Raw genomic sequence first — 22,930 nt, forward strand, 5'->3', positions numbered from 1 at the left:
GCGTGCGGCTGCTCTCCGCCCCCGTCCAACTGGTCATCGCCGGAAGCCGTCGCACCCTCCGCCCCTCAGCGCACTGGCCCTGGACCGAGGTGATCACGAGCGACCAGGACCGGCCGCCGCCCGCCCTGCCGAACCCCGCCCGACCTGCCCCTCTCGCCCCCTGCGAGCAGCACCACCCTGTCGAGGCCGTGAAACCCGGCACCCGACCGTTACGACTGGCGGGTCCCTCAACTGGCCCTTCACCCTCCGAACAAACCCTGACGGCCCGCCGGTTGAACCGGCGAGCCGTCACAAATGTCGAGGCCAGTAGGCCCTCTCGAGGTGAGTGCGAGCCAGCACCCAGCAGGACTGTGCTGTCTGGCTCGACCTCTCAGCCGACTACCAACCGCCGTCGACCTGAATATTCTGTCCAGAGATCAGGTCCGACATCGAAGTCGACAGGAAGACTGCTGCGTTGGCGATGTCGACGGCCTCGATTCGGCGCTTGATGCTTTGATTCTCGAGGATCCACTGGTGGTACTCTTCGCGCTTTTCACCTCGGTCCCGGAATTCGGCCTCCGAAACCACTGCACCAGGTGAGATACCGTTCACGTTGATCAGGTATTCGCCGAGCTCGCGAGCAAGCCCTTTGACCAGGCCATACATGGCCCCCTTGGAGGCGATGTAGGGCACGTAGCCGTCCCATCGACCTGTCAGGGTCAGCGAGGTGATGTTGACGATCTTCCCGTAGCGCTTCGCCTTCATCTGCTTGGAGCAAACACGTGACAGGACGAAGGCGGCAGACGAGTTCACCCGAACCTGGTCCTCGTATTCCTGGATGCTGAACTCATCGTGCTGCTTGAAGATGACCAGCGCGGCGTTGTTGACCAACACGTCGATTCCGCCGACCTCGTCGGCCAGCGCCGCCGCATTGGTCTCCAGACCGGCCAAGTCGTTCAGATCGAAGCCGAAGTAACGTACACCCTGGGCGATGCCGTCCAGCACCTTTTGCGGATCGGGCGCGTCCGGCCGATCCAGCGCGATGATGTTGGCACCCTCTTCGGCATAGCGGGCGACCAGCGCCTGCCCAATTGTGCCGAGGGCGCCAGTGATGAGGACATTCTTCCCGGAGAGTTCGGGCACGCGACCTTCCATTCCCTTTTTCCCTTTCTATGCATCACGTCGAACGACGTGACCCTGGTTGAACCGTCCAGACACATACGGAAGCTGCCTGATTGGCAGTGATGCAGTTACGTCAATATGGGTCAGCCATGTCAGATCGAACACGGCAACGCATCCTCCGCCGCCACTACGGCTCGCGTGCGCCGAATCGACCACATTGCCATCCGCTTAATGAGGGAGGAAGCACCCGCCCCACGATTGCCTGCGGAGTCGTCGCTGACTATCATTGATCGGCGCAACCGGTCATTTGGATTTCTCTTGGCGGGGGTTGCTACAGGGTGAAGACACCCTTGCCGGACGTCTGCTTGTCGAACAGCTCATAGGCGTCCGCGTACTCAGTGAGCTTCCAGCGCTCGGTGAAGAGCTCATCGACGTTGACGCCCCGCTCGACGACGAAGTTGGCGCAGGCCTCCATCGCCGGGATGGACATCGTCCACGAAGTCGTCGCGGTGATCTGCTTGTACAGGTGCTCGGTGAGGTCGAAGCGGATCGTCGAACCGACGCCGACCCAGCAGGCAGCACCCCACAGGTCCAACACGTGCAGCGCGGCTTGCGCGGCGGATGACGCGCCTGAAGTCTCCAAGCTCTTCGAGACGCCTCGGCCGCCCGTAGTTTCGCGGACGGCGTCGGCGACCGACTCCACCTGCGCCGGGTTGATCGTCCGCCATGCACCGAATTCGTGTGCCCGTTTCAGGCGGGCGGGCGAGATGTCGAGGGCGACCACGCGGGCACCCATGGCGACGGCGAGCTGGGTGGCGGCCAGTCCGACCGGGCCCTGGCCGAAGATCGCGATGGTGTCGTCGCCAGTCAGATTCAGGCGCTTGAGCGCTCCCCAGGCCGTTCCCGTGCCGCAACTGATGGCCGCAGCGGCCAGGTACGACAAACCATCAGGCATGGGCAGGATCGCACTGAACGGCACCTTGACCAGGTCGGCGTGCGATCCGTGTGCGGTGTTACCCATGGCCACAGCTCCGTTGCGGCACATCTGAGTCCAACCGGCGTTGCACTGGTCGCACTTGCCGCAGCCGAAGTAGTGGTGAACCATAACCGAGCGGCCGAGCCAGCTTCCGGAAACCTCCGAGCCCACATCGACGATCACGCCGGCGGGTTCATGGCCGGCGATCTTGCCGTGCGTCCCACCCCTGGATCCGCGGTAGATGTGCAGATCAGACCCACACATACCCGACGCCTCAGTCCGGACGACGACCTCATTGGGTCCCGGTGTCGGATCCGGAAAAGTCACCAGTTCAAGCTTGCGCTCGCCTAGAAATACGATCCCTTGCATGCCGCTCCTAAGGATGCGCCGCGATCATAGGTTCGTTCCCGACCCCGGTTAGAGATTTTGCACGCCGCGCTTCAGTCAGACAATAGTCACGCTGTTCCTGGCTTGGCAAGCGTTCCCTCATGCTCAGCACGAGCCGCGAACCGCGCCCCCGCAGTCGAAGCCGCCTAGGAGGGGGGAACGCTATTGCCAGTGACTCACCAGGCGCGGCATGACACTGGGATTGGCCACGCCTGCGTCCGCCAGCACCTGGGACCGCTGCGGCCCAGTGACGAGATCGCCGCCAACTTGCGCCCTCTGACCCCGAGACGGTTGCACCTGGTCTCGACCGCACACGGCAGTTCAACCGCCTCCCGGCCCAACACCTGGCGAGATCTTCCTTGCGTTGAGCGGTCACTGCAGCTGGCCAAAAAAGGTTCCGTTGATGCCTTTGGCGGCTGCCACGCGCCGACCGTGATCCAGCCGAAGGGCGCCGCCGCATTCGCTCACACCGCCCTGGGCCCAGCACAGTGCGCCTCCGGGCAGGCAACTCGCCGCTGCCATGATGGCCGCCACGCAAAGGTGTAATGGCCCTCGCCGAGTTGGACGGCCTCATCAAGGCGAGGTTCACAAACGTCCCACGGCCGAGGTAACCCACAGCCTCCCCTGCGTGGCGCCAGGCTGGGCGCCGAGTACATCACCGCAATGGACAGCGACCTGGACGCACTCGGCAGTGCTCACCGACTGGATGGCCTCATGCCGTACGCCGCGTAGATCTCACGGGCGGGACACCCCGGCCGGCAGCTCCATCAGAGCGGGACCTCATCGGATACAGCCTCGGTTGCTCGCGGAGTTGGTCAAGGGCAGGCCACCTCAGCCTCGATGCGCCGGCGGGCATGGTCTACCACGGTCGCGGGGCGTACCCCATGGTCTTGGAAGCACGTACCGAGCCGTGATCCGGGGGCCACCGAGCTGACACGGCCGCCAACACCGGAACTCTGTTCGCATGGCAAGGCCCCCATGTCGGTCACACGTGCCGATTCCATCCACCGTCGACATAGATCCGCTGTCCTGTGATGTACCCGGCCAGCGGAGAGCACAGGAAAGTGATGAGGGTGGCCGCGTCGGCGGGATCTCCGAAGCGCCCGGTTGGGATCTCCCGCTCGAGCCAGTCCCGCTGATCCTTCTCGGTAGGGACGAACTGAGGGATGAAGTTATTCTTGATCTGGTCGGTCAGCAGGTAACCGGGCGAGACGCAGTTGACGGTCACGCCGTCCTTTGCCACCAGGCGGGAAAGGCCCTTCGCCCACATGAGCACGGCCGCCTTCGATGTGAGTGAACCACTCACATGCTGCGGCTCCGATGTCGCGGTGAGATTGACGATTCGCCCGAACCCCCGTTCCCTCATGCCCGCGACGAAAGGCGTGGTGAGCCTTCTCGGGGTCGCGAAGTTCAGACGGAACGCTTCGCTCCATTCCTCCTCGGTGGTCTCCAGGTCGAACGGCCGAGCCTGCCCCAGGTTGTTGACGACGATGTCGACGCCGCCGAACTCGTCCATGAGTGTCGCTGTGACCCGCTCAAAGGCCCCGTCATCGAGGAGGTCGTCAATGATCAGCACGGGTTCCGGATCACCCGCCGCTCGAATCTCGTCGGCCAACGCCTCGAGTTCAGGGGCTCGCCGGGCTACCACGATCGTCTGTACTCCCTCGCGGGCCAGCGTCTTCGCGGTCTCTCGACCAATGCCCGCGCTGGCTCCCGAGATCAGGGCTGTCTTGCCTTTCAGGCTCAGATCCACAGTGACTCCTGTTTCCGTCCGCTTCGATGCGTCGTGACCACGGCCCGTCCTCGGGCCTTCCCTGAGTGGGTACGCCCCTTCGTCAGGCGCGTGGGTTGAACGGGTCCTTGATCGTTCCCCCCGTAGTGATCCACGCGGTCTTCACTTCGGTGTACTCGTGAATCGCGTCGACGCCGTTCTCGCGCCCGACGCCCGACTCCTTGAAGCCGCCGAACGGGGCAACGTAATTGACCTTGCGGTAGTTGTTGATCCAGACCGTGCCGGCCCGGAGCCGTCGGATCAGTCGATGAGCCCGCGACACGTCATTCGTCCAGACACCGGCGGCCAGGCCGTAAGAAGTGTCGTTGGCGATCTTCACAGCCTCGTCCTCGTCCCGGAACCGAATCAGTGCCGCGACCGGGCCGAAAACCTCCTCACGTGCGATGCGCATGCCGTTCGTGACCTCCGTGAACACGGTCGGCTCAACGAACAGGCCTCGGCTGAGTGAAGGGGCGTCGGGACGTTTCCCACCGGTGACGAGGCGTGCGCCTTCTCGCACGGCGATATCCACGTAACCGAGGACCTTGTCGTACTGCGACCGGCACGCGACGGTGCCCATCTCACTCGCGGGGTCCATCGGATCGCCGATCTTGATCTCCGAGGCCCGCCGTGCAAGTGCGTCGGCGAACTCGTCGTAGATGTCGTGGTGAACGAGCACGCGCGATCCCGCCATGCAGGTCTGCCCGGTCGCCGCGAAGATCCCCGCCATGACTCCGTTGACGGCGTTGGGAAGGTCAGCGTCCGGGAAGACGATGTTGGGGGACTTGCCGCCCAGCTCCAAGGACACCCTCGCCATACGGGAGCCGGCAGTCGCCGCGATCTGCTTCCCCACGGCGGTGGACCCCGTGAACGAGATGTGGTCGACGTGTGGGTGCTCCACCAAGTGGCGCCCCGCTTCACCGCTGCCCGTGACGACGTTCACGACACCAGGGGGGAATCCCGCTTTTTCAATCAGCCGGGCGAGATACAGCGTGGAGATGGGCGTGATCTCCGAAGGCTTGGCGACCACAGTGCAGCCGGCCGCCAGGGCGGGAGCGAGCTTGGCGATCAACTGGGCGATGGGGCTGTTCCACGGGGTGATCGCAGCCACAACACCTACCGGCTCGCGGAGCGTGAAGGCCTGCATGTGGGGATTGCTCACGGCGAGGGTATGGCCGATCGGATGCTCCGCAAGCCCCGCGAAGAAGTAGCAGGCGTTGGCCTGTGCCTTGGCCTGATCCGCGACCTCACGCCATAGCTTGCCGTTCTCCTGTACCTGGAGCCGGGCGAGTTCCTCGGAATGCTCGGCGACAAGGTCGCCGAGTCTGCGCAGAAGGCGCGCTCGCTCGAGAGGGGTGGAAGCCGACCAAGGTCCATCCTCGAAGGCACGGCGCGCAGCTGCGACGGCGTCGTCCACGTCCTGCTTCGTGGCACGTGGGCAGGTTGCCCAAGCCAGCCCCGTCACGGGATTGACGGACTCGAAGGTTCCCCGGTCGGAGGCTTGGCGCCATTCGCCGTCGATCAGCATGGTGTCGGGCGTCATCGCGCTCGTACGTCCCGGGTCGGTCATGCGTCATACCATTCGGCCATCATCTGGCTCTGGTCAGCGGTGGGGCCGAAACGTTCGATCGCCTGCTGCGTGAATTCCTGCACCAGGTTGCCGATCGGAGTCGTGTGGCCGAGGGTCTCCGCGAGCTCGTTCGCCAGGCGGATGTCCTTGAGCATGAGGTGGAGGGTGAACCCCTGCGGCTTGTACGCGTCTCCTGAGAGCAACTGCGGAAACGTGTATTCCGTGGCGTAGTTCCGGCCACTCGACTTGTTAAGGACGTCGACGACGACCTCTTGCCTCATCCCCGCCGCGACTCCCAGACGAATGGTCTCCAACGCGGCAAAGCGGTTGCACGCGTTGAGCAGGTTGTTGACGAGTTTCATCGCGTGACCCGACCCGACCGGGCCGACATTGACAACCTCGGTCGTCACTTCATGAAGCAGGTCCTGTATCCCTGCAAACACTTCGGGGTCAGCACCAACCATGAGCGTGGCAGTTCCTTCGCGCGCCCTTCTCACGCCACCGGCGATCGGGGCGTCGACGTAGGTCACCCGCCGTTCCGAGAGCGTTGCCACCAGCTCCGAGTCGGTGACGGGGGTGCCTGTAGTGGTGTCGATGATGATCGTTTCCGCGGCGAGGCCGAACGCCAGGCCCTTGGGGCCCAGCAGCAGATCCTTCACCTGAGGAGGGCCGGGAAGGCAGAGGAAGATGGTCCGGCACTTCTCAGCGATCTCTTCAGGTGTCGCGAACCGGGCACCCTGACTCACCAGCTCCGCGGCAGCAGCAGGATTGCGGTCACTGACCAGGAGGTCGTGACCGTTCACCAGCCGACTGGCGATTGAGGAACCCATCGCGCCCACTCCGATGAAGCCGATCCTGGCCATCCGTATCTCCCTCTCGTTCAAGTCCGAACCGCTCTCGGGCTGGGCGGCGTCAAACCGTCTGCCCGCCGTCCACGACCATGGCGTGGCCCACGACGAAAGACGACGCATCCGACGACAACCACAGGACCGCGTCGGCGATCTCTTCGGGGGATCCCATCCGGCCGATCGGTTCTTGCGCCACAACCCGGGCACGGCCCTCGTCGGTACCCCCGGTGAAACGGTCCATCATCGGGGTCTGGATGATCCCGGGGCACACAGCGTTGATCCGCACGCCGAGCGCGGCGTAGTCGAGAGCCGCCGCCTTGGTCATGCCGACCACCCCGAACTTGGTCGCGCAATAGACGGCCTGGCCCGCGATACCGACCACGCCGGCGCCGGAGGCGGTGTTGACGATGGTGCCTCCACCTCCGGCGAGCATCGCGGGCACCTGGCTCTGCATGCACAGGAAGACGCCCTTGAGGTTGACCGCGATCAAGCGGTCGAGGTCGGTCGCGCCGATCTCGGCCAGGGGTGCGACCGGCTGCTCGATCCCGGCATTGTTGAACGCCGCGTCGAGTCGGCCAAAGCTGTCGAGGGTCGCCCGGACCGCTCCAGAGACCGCCGCCTCGGAGGTCACGTCGCAGGTGAGCGCGATCGCGGCTCCGCCGCTCTTCTCAATCTGGCGAACGGTTTCCGCCGCCCCCTCCTCGTCGATGTCGACCGCTGCCACCGAGGCACCGGCGCGCGCGAAGGCCAGCGCGGTGGCGCGCCCAATGCCGCTCGACGCTCCGGTGACGAAAGCCACCTTGTTTGCGAAGTTCACGCTCATAGTCGCCCTCCAGCCTGAGGCATTGCACCTTCAGTAGGCGCCACAATGGTCACACCCGGGATACTGTCAGACCATAGACATATCGTAAAGTGTCTTGCACTCTCAAGGAACGAGGTGCGGCATGCCCGGAACCGAACGAGACGTCTCTCACCACTTCGCAGCGATGGCAGCGACCGTCACCATCGAGGCTTTGGACGGCCCTGCGATCGAGGCGGCGAAGATGAGCATCCTCGATACTCTGGGCGTCACCCTCGCAGCGAGTGGTGCGGAACCGGCGTTCCAAGCTCTACTCGCCTTGGTGAAGGGGGACGGCGGTCGGGGCGAAGCATCCGTATGGGGGCTCGGTCTGCGGGTCCCGGCGGTGAACGCCGCTTTCGCCAACGGCGGCTTGGCTCACTGTCTGGACTTCGACGACCAGACGCCCTGGGGGCAACATGCCGCGAGTTCGGTGGTGCCGACCGCCATGGCTGTGTCTGAGCGCAAGGGCTCGGTGACCGGCGCCGACTTGATCGCTGCCGTCGCGGCCGGACAGGACATCTTCGCCCGCCTGCGGTGCCACGTCGGATGGCGCAAGGACTGGAACCTGTCCAGCGTTCTCGGCATCTACGCCGCGACTGCCGCGGCGTCCCGCGTGCTGGGTCTGTCTGGCTCCGCCCTCCAGCATGCGCTCGGCATCGCAAGTCAGCAGTCCGCCGGGGTCATGGAAGTCATCGCCGGCACGGGCAGCGACCTCAGAGCGCTCTATGCGGGATTCTCGGCGCGAGGCGCCGTCACGGCCGCGCTGCTGGCCGAAAAGGGCCTAACCGGCGTTGACCGGCTGTTCGAAGGCCCGGTCGGCGTCTTCAACACCTTCTTCGCTGGTCAGTACGACCGCGACCTGATGCTGGCCGAACTCGGTAGCGACTACCGAGGCGCAGGCACCTTGTACAAACTCTGGCCCTCGGTCGGAACATCGCACAGCCATATTCACGCGACGATCGAGCTCATGGCGGAACACGACCTGGAGCCAGAAGCCATCGAGGAGATTCGCGTCTTCGTGGGGGACTACCACAACCTCATGTGCACCCCTCTGGACGCCCGAAGGGCGCCGCAGACACTTGTCGACGCAAAGTTCAGCCTCCCGCACCTCGTTGCGCTGGCAGCCGTCCATGGATCGGTCAGGCTCGCGCATTTCACCGAGGAGGGTGTCCGCGACCGGCGAGTCCGCGCTGTGGCCGCCAAGGTCGTCCCCGTCGAGGACAGTTCCCTCGACTGGAAGCTCGAACTCCCTCCGGGGCGCGTCGAGATGACGACCACAGACGGCCGGACTTTTGCCCAGGACGGGGCCGGCTACCCAGGAAGTCCGGAAAGGCCCACCACATGGGATGGCCTGTCAGAGAAGTTCCGGGACTGCGCTGCCGCTGCGGCATACCCCCCTCTGCCTGAACAGGTCGAGGCCGTCATCGAGCTGGTCAAGAACCTGGAATCCGTTGCCGACGTTGCCGAGATCAGTCGGCGTCTCGCGTGAGGAGCCCGCTTCCTCAGCAGCAGAGGGCGCATCGCATACCTCGGTGGACGCGCCACCGTGCCACGGCTCCCGAACCACGCGGCAGGCGATGGTCACGCGTCCACGACTCCCACGCCCGGGAGGCAAGGTTGGGGATGAACGAACAAGATCACCGGATGCTACGAAAGGCGGAGCGGCTTGTGTCGCTCATCGACGGGCACTGCGGGGCTGGGTGGACGGTGGCGTCGCGAGGCATAACGTCACCTGAGCGCTAAAGGTCAGACTCTTGCACCGCTGTTAGTACTGGCCTACTTTGTAAGCGCTCCCGAACCTGCCAGGCTCGCCGGGACGCAATCCGACACCGAGCCCGCAACATCACGAGGTCCTCCAGATGACTGCTGGTCCCACTCAGACCGATATCGCTGACAACGTCGTACGCGGGTTGACCTCCTTCGCAACGGAGGTGGTTCACGACCAGGTCGGCGACGCCGCTCTCAGGGCCGCGAAGCGATGCCTTGTCGATGCCGTGGGCTGTGCCCTCGGCGCTCAGGAGACCGACGTAATCAGCGCCCTTCGGGCGGTCGCGTCGACAGCCACCAGTTCTCGCCCCGCCACGCTCTGGGGCACCACGATCCGGACGACACCTGACATGGCTGCGTTCGTCAATGGGTCGGCCACCCGGTGCCTGGACTTCAACGACGACTACTTCGGCACCGAGAAGACGAACGCTCATGGGGACACAGGGCCCCACCCCAGTGACAATCTCGGAGGGGTTCTCTCAGCAGCTGAGGTCGCCGGTGCGAGCGGGGCGGAAACCCTGCTGGGTATCGTCATCGCGTACGAGGTTTGCGGGCAGCTCGTCGATGAGGTCGTACTCCGCGGCAATGGCTGGGACCACCCTCTCTTCCACAGCATCGCGACTTCGGCGGCCGCAGCCAGGCTTCTCGGACTCTCGCGGGCACAGACGGCGAATGCGATCCGGCTCGCGGTTGTCCCCAACATCTGTTTGTACGAGACCCGGGTGGGTTCAATTTCCAACTGGAAGGGTCTGGCCGGCCCGAACGGTAGTCGCAACGGGCTTTTCGCAGCCGTACTCGCTGAAGCGGGGATCACCGGGCCTGAGATGGCGTTCGAAGGCGCTCGCGGATTCATGCGGCAGCTCGACCACAAGTTCTCGCTCGGACCTTTCGGCAGCCCTCAGCGCGCGTTCCGCGTGGAGAACACGTACTTCAAACACTTGCCGTTGCGCTACGAGATGCAGCTGCCTGTTCAGCTTGCGCTGGAGATGCGCAAGACAGTCGACCCACGTGACATCGCGACAATGAGGGTCTACATGGAACGCAAGTCAGTCGTGTCACGCGAGGCTGAGCCAGCCCTGTGGCGCCCCTCGAACCGGGAAACCGCCGACCACAGTGGTCCGTATCTCATCGCCGCAGCACTGGTGGACGGCGCGATCACGGAGGCGACGTTCGAGGCAGCGCGTTACCTCGACCCCAGTCTGTTGGACGTCACGAACACGATCCAGCTGATCGAAGACCCGGCGTACACAGCGAGCTTCCCCTGGCAGATGGCATGTCGGTTCGAGGTGGAGCTCAAGGACGGACGGGCGCTGACTCTCATGGGTGAGAATCCCAAGGGGCACCCGCGAAACCCCATGACCGACGACGAGATCTCAGCCAAGTTCCTCGGCCAGGTCGAGCCGCGCCTCGGTGAGGATGGTGCTGAAAAGCTGTTGCAGTGCATCTGGAGTCTCGAGGAGCAGCCCTCCCTCGGGCGGCTCTTCGCCCTCATGGTTCCGGACTCAGCGTCAACCACAATCGCGGCGAGGGGGTGATGCGCCGGAGCGGCCGTCGGGACGCGCACCTGCGCAAGAAGGTCCGCACCGCGGCTCCCCGAGCCGGAAGCGGCCCCTTTGCCTGACCTGCTGCGGCGGGACTTCACCACCGCCGAGCCGAACACTCGGCGCTTCGGCAACATCACGCATCTCCCCATCGGTGATGGCCAATTCCTCAGTTCTGGAGCTGCAGTGAAGCGGCTCGAGGGCCGGTGGATCGCCGACCGTGCGCACAATCCAGCTGTCACCGATGCGCAGCGCAGCCCCAACGCAATCGGTCGTCGCGCGAGATACACATGGACTCATCATCGCAGAAGTCCAACAGCGACCGGTTCGCGATCTGTTGTGGACTCCACGACATCGCCAGGTCGAGAGCCCACCGCCGGCCCTGCCAGCGGGGCTTGTTGCGGCTAGCTAGTCCACTCCGGCGTCACGGGGCTTGGCACCAGCTTCCCGTCCGGTGCTCTGATCACCCCGGTCGGTCTGCCCTGCACGTACCCACACAGCAGCTCGTTCACGGTCAGCTTCGCCGTCTTCGGTCGCTGGGCCCGCCCCTTCGCATGCCACTGCGTGATGAGCCCGGTATGAGCGGCCGTCAGCGGATCTTGCCCAGCGCGGCCAGTGCACGACGGCTGAGCGCGATGAGTTGCTGCCGGTCGGCCGCGCTCAGCCCGACGCAGCGCTCCCCCACCCGTTGGGCAATAGCCGCTTCCATCGCTTCGCCCAGAGCCTCGCCCTGTTCGGTACGGGTGAGCCGGCTGATCCTGCGGTCGTACGGATCCGCCTCGCGGCGCACCAGCCCGCGCCGGGCCAGCCGGTCCGCCATGCCAGTGATGTTGGACTTGTCGCATCCGAGCGCGCGGGCCAGTTCACCGAGGGAGGGGGAAGCGCCATTGAGCTGGCACAGCAGTTCGACCTGCTGCGCGGTCAGCTCGAACGCGCGGGACACCTCCGCGTAGATCGCACTCATCTCCAGGTGCAGCGCACCCAGCACGGTCGCCAGTTCCCGGTCAGTTTCGGTCACGATGCCAGTATGGATTATCGACAGTTGACATCCTCAACCTTATTGGTTGAGTATCTAAACCATGGAAGGCAAAGTTGCTCTTGTGACGGGAAGTTCGCACGGGATCGGGCGCGCTGTCGCGCTGCGGCTGGGCGCGGAGCGGATGAGCGTGGTGGTGAACTACCGCTCGGACAAGGACGCGGCCGATGAGGTGGTCGCGGAGATCGGCAAGGCGGGCGGTCGCGCGGTCGCGGTCGGCGCGGACGTGACCGCGGCGGGTGCGATCGAGGAACTGTTCGAGGTGGCAGAGCGGGAGTTCGGTGGGCTGGACGTCCTGATCAGCAACGTCGGACTGAACCGGCCGGGCTCCATCGCCGAGGTCACCGACGAGGACTACGACCTCGTCTTCGGCACCAACACGCGGGCCACTTTCGTCGCGCTGCGCGAGGCGGCTCGGCGCGTCCGGAACGGCGGGCGGATCGTGTCCATCTCCAGCGGTGCGGCGGTGATGGCCCGTGCCGGCTCGGGCGTCTACGCGGCCAGCAAGGCGGCGTCGGACACGCTCGTACGGGTTCTGGCCCAGGAACTCGGGCCGAGGCAGGTGACGGTGAACAGCGTGCTGCCAGGCGTGACGCGCACGGACGGACTGATGGCGGCACCGCGGTCGGCATGGGAACCCTGGCTGGCGGGCACGCCGCTCGACCGACTTGCAGAGCCCGAGGACATCTCGGACATCGTCGCGTTCCTGGTGTCGGACGGCGGCCGGTGGATCACCGGCCAGGCCGTGCACGCGAGCGGCGGCGCGTTCTGAGCATCCTGCGGATCACGCAGTCCCAGTAACCGGCGGCGATCACTGTGCCTCCGGCCGATAGAAGAAAGGGCTCCAGATGGAACTGTCGATCGTCGATACCGTTCACGTCACCGGCCGGTCCATGACCGCAAGAGGCTGTCTGGCAGTGCCAGCCCGTCCCGACGGTGTCGGAGCTCTTTGACTCTCGGCCCGACATCCCCCGTCCATGGCGCCTCATGGCGCACCCACCCGGTGCGACAAGCTCTCGGTTCACTGCGAGGCGACCGTCGTCGCGGCCATCAACGAATGATTGTGACCAGCCATTCGATGCCCGCTGACGGAGAACGCACGCCGGACGCATCCTCGCCGTCGCATCTGTCACTGCGGGCCTTGATGGTGTCGGCGTCGGCTGAACGATTCAGCCGACGCCGACAAGAGCGATGACCACCGAGGCTACGGCGCCATCGCGCCGATCCTGGACGAAGCGCATGTCGAATCAATCCATGCTTCCTGGCGGCTCCGTCCGCTATGGCGGTCAGGTATAGGCCAGGAGCCTCCCCGCGATCGTGACGCCCGACCACGACGTGAGGGAGACGACCGCAGCGACCCGGGCCGCGACAGGCGTCGGCTGGTCCATGTCCCAGTCGGCCACGCCGCGGTAGGTCCGCCGATGGAAGATCAGGATGTTCAGACCTGCGAGCAGGATGAGGCCGAGCTTCCACGGAGCACTGCCACGGTCGGCGAGAAGGCTCGCGCCGGGCAGGAACATGACCACGCCGGTGACTGCCGCGATCACGAAGCCGAGATGTGACATGCGGAGCAAGTAGTCGGCCGCGGTCGTCACCCGCAGAGTCCGCCGGCCGAGCCCCAGCAGCCGGAGATCGAATGCCGCGGCCGGCCCTATGAGGAGGGCGATGCCGATGATGTGGACGCTTTCGAGCATCGGGTACAGGTAGGCCGTGCCACGGACGGCCTCGGAGAACCAGTTGTCCTCCAGCCAGGAGAAGATGTTGTCCATGACTGGCGCCGTCACTCTCGGGGCGAGCGTCGTCGCAGGTAGAAGACTCCACCTGCGATAACGGCGACCAGTACGCCACCGAGCGTGGCCCACACCACGGTCGGTGACGTGCCCTCGGAGTCCGCTGCGGCCGACGGGGAATCCTGGTCGGCGTCGGCGGCGGGTGCGTCGCCCTCCGGATAAGGGACCGGCAGCGGCCTCGCCGGGAGTTCCTCGTTGAGCACCTGGTTGACAGGCTTCCCCTCTTCGTACCAGAACACGACCGGACGGAACTCGTCGGTGTGACTCCTGCCGACGTAACCGACGGCTTCGATCCGCTCGCCGTCCTCGAGCTCGCGGTCCAGGCCCCACATCCCCGTGAAGCTCGGCGGCGCGATGGTGACCTCCAGCTCGTCCTGAGACCCGCTGTAGGACGGTGCGGCATTGATCGGGTCGCTGTCGGCGGCGTCCCGCAGTCCCTCGGGCAGATCGCGCTCGGGGGTGTCAGCAGGGAGATCGCTGTCGATGGTCACGTTGAAGTAGGAGTGCGGCTCACCCCAGCGGACCTGCGAGACAGTACCCGAGATGTAGTAGAGGCGATCGGTGTCGAAGTCGTCGAACCCGTGGTGCGCCTGCGCGGCCCCCGCCGAGAACATGATGAGCGTCGTCGCGGAGACCAGAGACGCTGTCGCCAGCCTGACGCGACGGGCGCCGGTGCGAGCCACGGGTGCGGCGATGTTGATGAAGTGCATACCGAGTCGATCCTTTGCGAGGGCTTGGGGTGTGCCGCAGTCAGTGAACCTCAACAAACGCCCAGCGAAGAGGGGTCAATTTCCTCCCAGGATCGGGGAGTCCCTGCCTTGGGAGGTGCGTTCGGAGCACCTTCAGTGACCGTTCTGACACTCTCGGCAATAGTTGGTCATATCGATCAGCTGTCGCCGACTTCGTATCGGTGGCCGACCGGGCTTCCGTCCGTTCGGCAACAGCGACTCCAGCACTGCCCATTGTTCGTCGGTGAGATCTGCATGCGCCACGAATCAAGACCCCTCACGGACAAGATCCACTTTCGACACACGCCCGGACCCGTCACCTGGTGCGGGGCGAAGCAGCACGACCCGGACTACCGGACTTCAGGCGGCCGGCTCCATCGTCCCCGTTGCCATCCCCACCGACACGCGCGTCGTCAGGATCCTCGCCTCGGTCGTGATCCGGCGTTCCTCCTGGTCGAAGTCGGGCGCGGCGCAGATGAACATGGTGTGGCCGTCTTCTCCTCCGATGACGGACGAGAAGGGCATCATGCCGGGCACAATCTCATCGATCACCTCGCCCCCTTCACGCAGGCGCAGGAGTTTCTCAGAACCGAGGTCGGCGATCCACAGTGCGCCCTCGGCATCGACGCACATGCCGTCAGGGCACACGAGGAACTCCGCCTGGGCCTCGGCGAACTCCGTCGTGCTGGGCAGCGGACCGAACTCGGCCCATACCCGGTGATTGATGAGCCGCCCGTCGTCGGTCAGGTCGAAGGCGGAGATGCGGTTCCCGAAGGTTTCGTTGACGAGGAAGACGTTGTCTTCGGTGAGTACGCAGCCGTTCGGGAACCAGAGGTCGGTGGCGACCTCGGTGATCCGGCCGTCCGGGTCGATCCGGTGGAGGGAGCCCGGCGCCATCGGGGCCCGGTTGTCCAGGTCGAACCCGAAGTCGCCGACATAGGCCCGGCCGTACCGGTCGACGATGACTTCGTTGCAGAAGCCGTTGACATGACCGCTCAAATCCGCGTGCACCACCATGCTGCCGTCGGCCTCGCGACGCAACAACGTGCGATCTTGCATCGACGCCACGAGCAGTCTGCCATCCGGCAGCCAGGCCAGTCCGGACGGCTGTGCGGGAACGATCGCCTCGACGCGAAGGTCGGAGCCGTCTTCCCTGGCCGACATGACGCTGCATGTGTGCAGCTCGGAGAACCAGACCCGGTTCTCGTGCCAGCGGGGCGCCTCCACGAAGGTCCGCCCGGGGATCAGCGTGTTGATCTCGTAGGTCACCGTTGTTCTCCAGTGCACGTTGTGCTCCAGTGCGAGCGGAATGGGTTGTCAGGCTGTGCGGATGCCGCGGTTACGGGCGCGCTCGAGCGACGCGTAGGCCCCGACGGCCACCAGCAGAATGCCCCCGTAAAGGATCTGCTGCCAGGCATCCGGGATGTGCAGAAGCGGTGTGACGTTGTTCAGCAGGCCCAGGAACAGCGCCCCGAGCATGGCACCGATGAACGAGCCGCGGCCACCACTGAGCACCGCTCCGCCGAGGAACACGGCGGCGAAGCAGGGAAGGGTGTAACCGGCGCCGACCGCGTTCGACCCCAAGCCGGTCTGGCTGGCGAGGAAGACGCCACCGATTACGGCGCCGAGGGCGCAGAGGATCAGGCTGAGCACGCGTACCCGGACGACGCGTGTCCCCACGCGACGAGCGGATTCGCCGTGGAATCCCACAGCGCGCAGGGCGAGCCCTCCGCGGCTTCGACGGAGCCAGAACTCCGCGGCGACCGCGATGACCACCAGCATGACGAACGCGGCCGGAACAAAGCCGATGCCCTGAGCGACGAGCGTGACGAGTTCCGGGGCGATCACACCTTCCGGTTGCGGGCGCAGGACGATCGCGATGCCCTGAACGATGCCCATGGTCGCCACCGTCGCGACGATCGGTGTCACTTTGAGAACTTCGATCAGTAGGACGTTGAACAGGCCGATTGCCAGGACTTCCACTGTCAGCAGGCCCAGCGTGGAGAGAACCGATGACATCCCGAGGTCGGGCAATGTCATGGAGACCAGGACGACCGTCAGGCTCATCGTCGAACCTATGGAGATGTCCAGCAGGCCGGTGAACATCACGAACTGTTGACCGATCGCGACGAAGGCCAGCGGCAACGTGAGGATCAGCAGGTTCGCCAGGTTCGTCTTCGTCCAGAACACGTCGGACTGCGTGCCGGTGTAGAGCGCGACCATGGTGATCAGCAGCAGCAGGATGGCGATGGGCAGGTGCGCGGACACACGGCCGACGAGCCGGCGCAGCAGTCCCTGCCCCTGGATCAGAGCGGGGCCCTGTTCTTCGGCCACATCGGTCGCGCTGACGAAGCCACGCACGATCTCGGTCTCGGTCGTCGGCGCACTGAGCTCCTCGACGACCCGTCCGCGCGACATGACGTACACGCGGTCGCAGAGCCCCGCGAGTTCAGCCGAGTCGGAGGAGTTCACAAGGACCGCGATGCCCTCGTCGGCAGCGGATGCGAGGACGCGGTAGATGTCCATACGGGCCCGCGCGTCGACGCCCTGCGTGGGCTCGTCGACGATGAGCACCTTCGGCTGACGCAGCGCGGGCCTGGCGAGCACGGACTTCTGCTGGTTGCCGCCCGACAACCCGCTGACGGGTTGATACGGCGACGCCGCGACGATGCCCAAATCACGTTTCGCCTGCCGGAAGGCAGGCAGCAACCGTCGACTGAGCGACAACCCGGCCGGCCCTGCATCGGGGCCCAGCTGGATCGTGGCGTTGTCCATGACCGACATCGACTCGAAGACCGATTCGGCCGCCCGGTCGCCGCTCTGGAAGCTGATGCCGGCGTCGAGCGCGGTCGCCGGCGTGACACGGCGCAACTTCTTGTCATCGACGCTGCTCGATCCGCCGGTCCGGTCGATGCCGATGATGCCGCGCAGTAGCGCTCGCTGGCCGTTGCCTTCGGCCCCGGCGACACCGACGATCTCGCCCGCACGCACGTTGATCGACACCGGCCCGAACCCGTGACCGGAGAGCTCTTGGACATCCAGCCGGACGGGCGACGAAGACGGCGGTGTACGCGTGGGGAACTCGAGTTCGGTCGGCGCGCCGACCATGAGCTCGACGATCTCGTCGACGTTCCAGTCCCGCGAAGCGTGCGTACCCTGGATGACGCCGTCGCGCAGCACCGTGACACGGTCGGCGAGGCGCTTGACCTCGGCCAGTCGGTGGCTCACGTACACGATGGCGGTGCCCTCGTCGCGGGCCTGCTTGATGAGATCGCTGAGCTGTTCCGCCAGACGCATGTCGAGCGCGGCGGTGGGCTCGTCGAGCATCAGTACGCGGGGGCGGTGGGCCATCGCTCTCGCCACTTCGAGCAGCTGGCGGGCGCCCGGGCCGAGAGCGGAGACCAGGTCCGTGGGCTTGAACGGGAGGTTGAACCGGGCGAGCAGCTGGTCCAGGTCGGGCGGCCGCGACTCGCCGACGGCGTTGAAGCTGAGGGTGATGTTGTCGGCCACGCTCAGCTCGGGAACCAGTGAAGTGTCCTGGTAGGCGGTGATGAGTCCCAGGCGCCGGGCCCGCTGCACACCGCCGGCACCGAGTTCCTCGCCGCCGATGAGGACGGTGCCCTCGTCCGCGCCCAGGACACCCGACGCGATCTTGATCAGGGTCGACTTCCCGGAGCCGTTCTCGCCGACCAGGGCGTGGACCTCGCCCGGCCGGCAGTCGAAGTCGACGTCGGACAATGCGCGAACGCCGGGAAACGACTTCGTGACCCCGGTAAGGGTGACAGCGGGAACGCTGCGCTCCCCGTCCGTGGTGCCGGGGGTCCTGTCCTCGGCGAGATCGTCTGTACGCGGCATGATCTTCTCCATCAAGGATTCCTCCGCTGGCTGATTCGATGCTTCGGTTCTGGCCGGACCGGGCGAGGCCCGGTCCGGCCAGAACCACCAGGTCGTTCAGGAATCACGAACCTGCCGCAAGAACCGCGGCCGCCTGCTTGGCATTGAAGAGGGTGGGTACCGGTGCGTTCGCCGGCATCGCCGGGTCGTAGGTCGGCATCACCTCGCTGATGTCGACCATCGGGTACGGAATCGACACCTCGTGGTCGACCTTCTGGCCCTGCTTGGCCATGATTCCGGCGGTGACACCGATGCGGCCGTACCACACACGGCTGTTGGCGACGAACGCGGTTGCCTTGACGCCGTCCTCCTGCGCCTGCTTGAACTGCTTGAGGAAGGCGTAGTTCACGACGTCCGACATCAGAATCGGCGGCGTACGGTCGGCCTTGAGGTACGGGGCCATGAAGTATTCCAGGGTGTAGTCGTAGGCCACCGCCTCCGGGTCCCTGCCGGAGGCGTACAGGGAGTTACCCGCCTGCGTCATGCCCTGAGGTGTCCACTGGGTGAATCCCTCGATCGACTTGCGCCAGCCCGCGTCCTTCAGGCCCTTCTGGAGGCACGGCTGCCATGCGGCCGCGCTGGCGTTGCCGGGAACACCGGTGTAGAGACCGTAGCTGCCGGGCTTGCCGACCATCTGGGCCACCTGCTTCGCACCGTCGGTGTAGGCACCGCAGAGGTCGGCGGGCGCGTAGACGTCCACCGCCTTCGCGACCGCGTCCGGAACCGGTGTCTCCACCTGGACGACGGTGATGCCGGCCGCCTTGGCCTGCTGCACCACGGGCAGCACGGCGGCTCCCCAGATCGTGTCCATCACGATGATGTCGGGCCGCTGGGCGATCATGCTCTTGAAGTTCGCCAGGTAGCTGGCGACGTCGGACCCCAGGCTGTAGATGACCCTCGAGACCTGACCCGAGGAGATCGCCTGGGCGGTGAGTTCGGCGCGGAAGGTCTGGCGCCACGGATTGATGTTGTCGTTGGGGAAGCCGATCGTGAGCGAGCCGGTGCCGGTCTCACAGACGTTCTTCGTCAGACACTCCTGGAGCTTGGACTCCATCTTCGGCGTGAACTTGACGGCGGCCGTCTTCATGGCCTCCTGGACCACCGGGTCCATGGTTTCCAGCGGAATGTCCTTCAGGAACATGCGCTTGACGGTCGTGGCGACTGCCTTCTCGTCGACCGGCGCGGAGGACCCTGCGGACGCGTCCGCCGAGCCCGCGTTGTTCGCGGAGTTGCTCGCTGTCGTGCTGGAACAGGCGGTCAGCGCGAGTATCGCGGCGACTGTGGTGATGGTGAGCCTTTGGCGGGTCTTACGACTACGCACGCAGGCCTGCTTGCCCATCGTCATTGATGTGCTCCTATCGGCATGGCAGGTAACGGAGATGCGCGGATGACACTGCTTGGGGTCAGCCGCCGGCAACGGGGCGTCCGGCCTTCTTGAAGCCACGCCTGAAGCTCGAGGCGCCGTACTGGCCAAGGGTGATGGCAGCGACGGCGACCACGAGGGCAAGTCCTTGGATCACCACGCGCGCTCCGGCCGAAAGGCCCATGATGGAGAGCGCCTGGTCGAGAAACTGGAGGAAGATTGCGGCGATCACGACGCTGGCGACGCTCGCCGGTCCTCCGGTGAAGATCACGCCCGCGATGCCCGCCGCCGTGATCGTGGCCATTTGGTACGGCGCGCCCGCGTAGACGTCCGGCGTCCCTATGTACCCGGCCAGCAGCACGCCCGCGATGCCGTAGAGCAGCCCGGCGAGGGCGTACGTCGACAGTTCGACCGCGGTGACCCGGATTCCAAGTGCGCGCGCTGACCGCCGATTGGCGCCGACGGCTGCGATACGGCGACCGAAACGGGTCTTGGTCAGAACCGCGGTGAGTATCACGGCCACGACCAGCGCGAACAGGAAGCCGGCATTGACGCCGAAGAACGTCTTCTGCGCGATCTCCTGGAGGGACTGTGGCGCCTGCCCCGAAACGGACAGCGACACGCTCGTCCACAGCGTGATCCCACCGGAGATCATGCCGAACGTCGCCAGAGTGACGATCAGCGCGTTGAGCCGGAAAACGGCGATGAGCACTCCGTTGACCACACTGAACACGACCGGGACCACCAACGCGAAGGCGATCACCGTCGGCACGCTCGCCCCTGGGCCGCCATAGTGCACGATCATGCCTGCCGCTACGGACATGATGGCCGAGACCGACAGATCGATCGATCCCAGCATGATGATCAGCATCTGCCCTATCGCGGCGATCGCCAGCACACCGGCGAGTGCGGTGACCATTTCGAGCGACGCGCTACTGAGCGTCCGCGGCGCCGCGAAGAGCACCACCGCGGCGAGCATCAGGAACGCGGCCCAGCTGGCCCGGTAGCGAGCGGGCCAGCGATATTTCAGGTCTGTGAGCCGACCCGCACGCTCAGCCGCAGCCACTGCCACGGCATCGGCAGAGGGGGCGTCCGCGGCCACCCTCGGCAGATCCAAGCGCGTTACCTTCATCAGCACACCGCCTCATTGCAGAGCGCCTGGCTCGACTTCTACCAAGCGAGCTAATGTCAGACTGCATTCAAAGCTGCCTAACAACTGTCCGTCAAGAGGCCTGACAGTGACATTCGGGTCCGTTGCCACCTCGTGATGGGCGCATCTTCCTCGACCCTCACCGCCGACCGCCGCATCGCTTCCGGCTACCACCGGCCTGCACACCGCCACGGGCCGTCCGAACAGCGGCTGACGACCACGGGGGGAACTGTGGCCAGCGGAGTGGCCGGCCAGTCGCGGGCGCCGGTGATGCGGCCGCACAAGATCGCGTCAAGGGCGGGGGCAGGCCGGTCGGCGACACCAGTGCGGCGTGGTCGTATACACAGCCCCGACGAGGGGCGATCCAGCCGAGCACTCAGGAAGGCGCCCCAGGCACAACCGTCACAGACCCTCCGTCCACCATGCCAGCCCGTTACCCGTCGCTGTCGATGTGTCGATCAAGGCCGACGGAAGACCACAAAGGCCCGCCCTTCTACGCGGCACGCATCAGAGGAGAGCTGCCGTGCGGCGCGGACCAGCACCGTCAACAGGCGTCGCCACCGGAGTGCGAGTTCCGGGGAAGGTCACGCCCGTGCAGGCAGACCGCGCTGTCGCGGCGCGCCCGGGGGAAGCTCCGGGCTGGACGGCCGTCGACTCTGCTGACTGCCGTCGCCGCTCACACGGACGACACCCGCGTCCTGCAGTCGACCGATCTCCTCGCTCGTGAGGCCGAGGAGATCGGACAGCACGCCCTCGGTGTGTTCACCGAGACGTGGCGCCGGCACGGGAGGCGCCCCGGTGCCGGCCCACCGCAGCGGTCGACCGGTGGCCAGTAGAGGGCCGATCCCGGGTTGGTCCATCTCCGCCGCCACCGACGTCTCGTCAGCGCGTGCGGCGCGAGCCGCTTCGGCCATGTCCAGGTACGGACTCCACAGGACCTTCGCGCGCTCCAGCAGTTCGCGCACCGTGCCGAAGTCCCGCTGGGCGAACCATGGCCTCAGTACGGCGGCGATCGTCTCACGCAGCCGATACCTGTCGCCCTCCTGGCTCAGGTCCGCGCCCAGGGCCTGCTCCAGCGCGGCGAAGACTGCACCCGTCTCGGTGACGTCGCGCAGTGCGCGCCATTGCCCCTCTGTCAGGGCGACCACCATCAGCCGACGGCCGTCCGAGGTCTCGAAGTCCACGCCGAAGGAGCCGTACATGTGATTTCCCTGGCGGACTCGCGGACCACCCCTCATCTCGGCTTCCGCCAGCCATCCCATGTTGCCGACGCCGGCCAACGCCACGTCCGCCAGGGCGAGTTCGAGCTGAGCCCCCTGCCCCTCACGCTCACGATGGAGGAGAGCTGCCAGGATTCCCGAGGCCACGACCATTCCGGACAGCAGATCCCAGGCGGGCAGTACGTGATTGACCGGCTGTTCCACGCCCTGGGGGCCGGTCATCTGCGGTACTCCCACTTCCGCGTTGATCGTGTAGTCGACGGCCGGGGACCCGTCACTCCTGCCCTGGAGGTGCACATGGATGACGTCCTCGCGCCGAGCACGCAGTTCGTCGTACGTCAGCCGGTGTCGGCCGACCATGTTGTCCAGGAAGATCCCGGCCCCGCGTCCGGGGGCCGTGGCGAGGGCGAGCAGCAGTTCCCGTCCCTGTTCAGTGCGGTGGTCGATCGTCACGGACCGCTTGCCCTTGTTGAGGCCGGCCCAGAACAGGCTGTCCCCGGTGGAGGAAAGCGGCCAACGAAGGAAGTCGCTTCCACCGCCCGGAGGGTCTACCCGGATGACATCCGCCCCGAGCTGGGCGAGAGCCAGGCCGGCCGAGGGGCCGGCCACGAAGGAAGCGCCTTCGACGATGCGCAGACCGCCGAGCGGCTGGGGTGATGGCGTCAACGTGATTCCCTTCTGCGGAACGGCGCACTGCGGGTGCTTCCACGGCCACAAGAACCGCTGCACACCCAGGACCAGAGGGAACCGGCCAAGAGGAATCAACCGCCCTGCTTCCAGGCCGGGCGGGCGTTGTCACCGTGCGTCCATAAGCGCCTCTCTATTGACAATCATGTAATTGTCTTACAACTATGTCAAGGTCGTCAGTCGACGGGCCGGGCCCATCAGCGGCGCAGCGCCCGCGTGCACCCCACCGCTCCCAAGGACGGACCGATGCAGCTCAGTAC

General features: G+C 65.8%; 17 protein-coding genes. 3 read left to right on the forward strand and 14 right to left on the reverse strand.

Going from position 1 to position 22,930, the window contains the following annotated elements:
- Positions 1 to 378: 378 nt before the first annotated feature.
- From K1J60_RS08740 to K1J60_RS08765, 6 genes are all read right to left on the reverse strand, one after another.
- Positions 379 to 1,122, reverse strand: coding sequence for an SDR family oxidoreductase (locus K1J60_RS08740; protein ID WP_220645687.1), 744 nt, complete (start codon positions 1,120 to 1,122; stop codon positions 379 to 381).
- Between the two features lie 310 nt (positions 1,123 to 1,432).
- Positions 1,433 to 2,446 carry a zinc-binding dehydrogenase gene (locus K1J60_RS08745; RefSeq protein WP_220645688.1) on the reverse strand — a complete coding sequence of 338 codons (1,014 nt, stop codon included), beginning with the start codon at positions 2,444 to 2,446 and terminating at the stop codon, positions 1,433 to 1,435.
- Positions 2,447 to 3,449: 1,003 nt separating this feature from the next.
- Positions 3,450 to 4,217 (reverse strand): SDR family NAD(P)-dependent oxidoreductase, encoded by a 768-nt coding sequence (locus tag K1J60_RS08750; RefSeq protein ID WP_220645689.1) that lies wholly within the window; start codon positions 4,215 to 4,217, stop codon positions 3,450 to 3,452.
- A gap of 82 nt (positions 4,218 to 4,299) precedes the next feature.
- A complete protein-coding gene (locus tag K1J60_RS08755; protein WP_259407630.1) occupies positions 4,300 to 5,805 on the reverse strand; it encodes an aldehyde dehydrogenase in 1,506 nt (501 codons plus the stop codon).
- A complete protein-coding gene (locus K1J60_RS08760; RefSeq protein WP_259407631.1) occupies positions 5,802 to 6,776 on the reverse strand; it encodes an NAD(P)-dependent oxidoreductase in 975 nt (324 codons plus the stop codon). The genes K1J60_RS08755 and K1J60_RS08760 overlap by 4 nt, the downstream gene beginning before the upstream one ends.
- Complete coding sequence (locus K1J60_RS08765) at positions 6,718 to 7,476, reverse strand: glucose 1-dehydrogenase (protein ID WP_220645691.1); 759 nt, start codon at positions 7,474 to 7,476, stop codon at positions 6,718 to 6,720. The genes K1J60_RS08760 and K1J60_RS08765 overlap by 59 nt, the downstream gene beginning before the upstream one ends.
- A gap of 121 nt (positions 7,477 to 7,597) precedes the next feature.
- On the opposite strand from K1J60_RS08765, the gene K1J60_RS08770 reads away from it, so the two are divergent.
- Positions 7,598 to 8,983, forward strand: coding sequence for an MmgE/PrpD family protein (locus K1J60_RS08770; RefSeq protein ID WP_220645692.1), 1,386 nt, complete (start codon positions 7,598 to 7,600; stop codon positions 8,981 to 8,983).
- A 370-nt stretch (positions 8,984 to 9,353) separates the two neighbouring features.
- Positions 9,354 to 10,796: an MmgE/PrpD family protein gene (locus tag K1J60_RS08775; protein WP_220645693.1), complete on the forward strand. Its 1,443-nt coding sequence runs from the start codon at positions 9,354 to 9,356 to the stop codon at positions 10,794 to 10,796.
- A 595-nt stretch (positions 10,797 to 11,391) separates the two neighbouring features.
- Here the strand turns inward: K1J60_RS08775 and K1J60_RS08780 are convergent.
- Positions 11,392 to 11,820 carry a MarR family winged helix-turn-helix transcriptional regulator gene (locus K1J60_RS08780; protein WP_220645694.1) on the reverse strand — a complete coding sequence of 143 codons (429 nt, stop codon included), beginning with the start codon at positions 11,818 to 11,820 and terminating at the stop codon, positions 11,392 to 11,394.
- Positions 11,821 to 11,902: 82 nt separating this feature from the next.
- Here K1J60_RS08780 and K1J60_RS08785 point away from each other — a divergent pair, with 82 nt between their 5' ends.
- Positions 11,903 to 12,610: an SDR family oxidoreductase gene (locus K1J60_RS08785; RefSeq protein WP_259407632.1), complete on the forward strand. Its 708-nt coding sequence runs from the start codon at positions 11,903 to 11,905 to the stop codon at positions 12,608 to 12,610.
- Between the two features lie 514 nt (positions 12,611 to 13,124).
- Here the strand turns inward: K1J60_RS08785 and K1J60_RS08790 are convergent.
- From K1J60_RS08790 to K1J60_RS08820, 7 genes are all read right to left on the reverse strand, one after another.
- Positions 13,125 to 13,607, reverse strand: a complete 483-nt coding sequence (locus K1J60_RS08790; RefSeq protein ID WP_220645696.1) for a DUF6644 family protein — start codon at positions 13,605 to 13,607, stop codon at positions 13,125 to 13,127.
- An 11-nt stretch (positions 13,608 to 13,618) separates the two neighbouring features.
- Entirely contained in the window at positions 13,619 to 14,338 is a 720-nt protein-coding gene (locus tag K1J60_RS08795; RefSeq protein WP_220645697.1) for a DUF6152 family protein, read from the reverse strand.
- A gap of 378 nt (positions 14,339 to 14,716) precedes the next feature.
- The gene (locus tag K1J60_RS08800) at positions 14,717 to 15,643 is read right to left on the reverse strand and encodes an SMP-30/gluconolactonase/LRE family protein (protein WP_220645698.1); all 927 of its coding nucleotides are present in this window, start codon (positions 15,641 to 15,643) and stop codon (positions 14,717 to 14,719) included.
- A 30-nt stretch (positions 15,644 to 15,673) separates the two neighbouring features.
- Entirely contained in the window at positions 15,674 to 18,223 is a 2,550-nt protein-coding gene (locus K1J60_RS08805) for an ATP-binding cassette domain-containing protein (RefSeq protein ID WP_220645699.1), read from the reverse strand.
- Positions 18,224 to 18,314: 91 nt separating this feature from the next.
- Positions 18,315 to 19,595, reverse strand: coding sequence for a substrate-binding domain-containing protein (locus K1J60_RS08810; protein WP_220645700.1), 1,281 nt, complete (start codon positions 19,593 to 19,595; stop codon positions 18,315 to 18,317).
- Between the two features lie 58 nt (positions 19,596 to 19,653).
- Positions 19,654 to 20,745 (reverse strand): ABC transporter permease, encoded by a 1,092-nt coding sequence (locus K1J60_RS08815; RefSeq protein WP_259408246.1) that lies wholly within the window; start codon positions 20,743 to 20,745, stop codon positions 19,654 to 19,656.
- A gap of 602 nt (positions 20,746 to 21,347) precedes the next feature.
- Entirely contained in the window at positions 21,348 to 22,649 is a 1,302-nt protein-coding gene (locus K1J60_RS08820; protein ID WP_220645702.1) for a CoA transferase, read from the reverse strand.
- Positions 22,650 to 22,930 lie beyond the last annotated feature (281 nt).

Source organism: Streptomyces akebiae (assembly GCF_019599145.1).
Lineage (GTDB): Bacteria > Actinomycetota > Actinomycetes > Streptomycetales > Streptomycetaceae > Streptomyces > Streptomyces akebiae.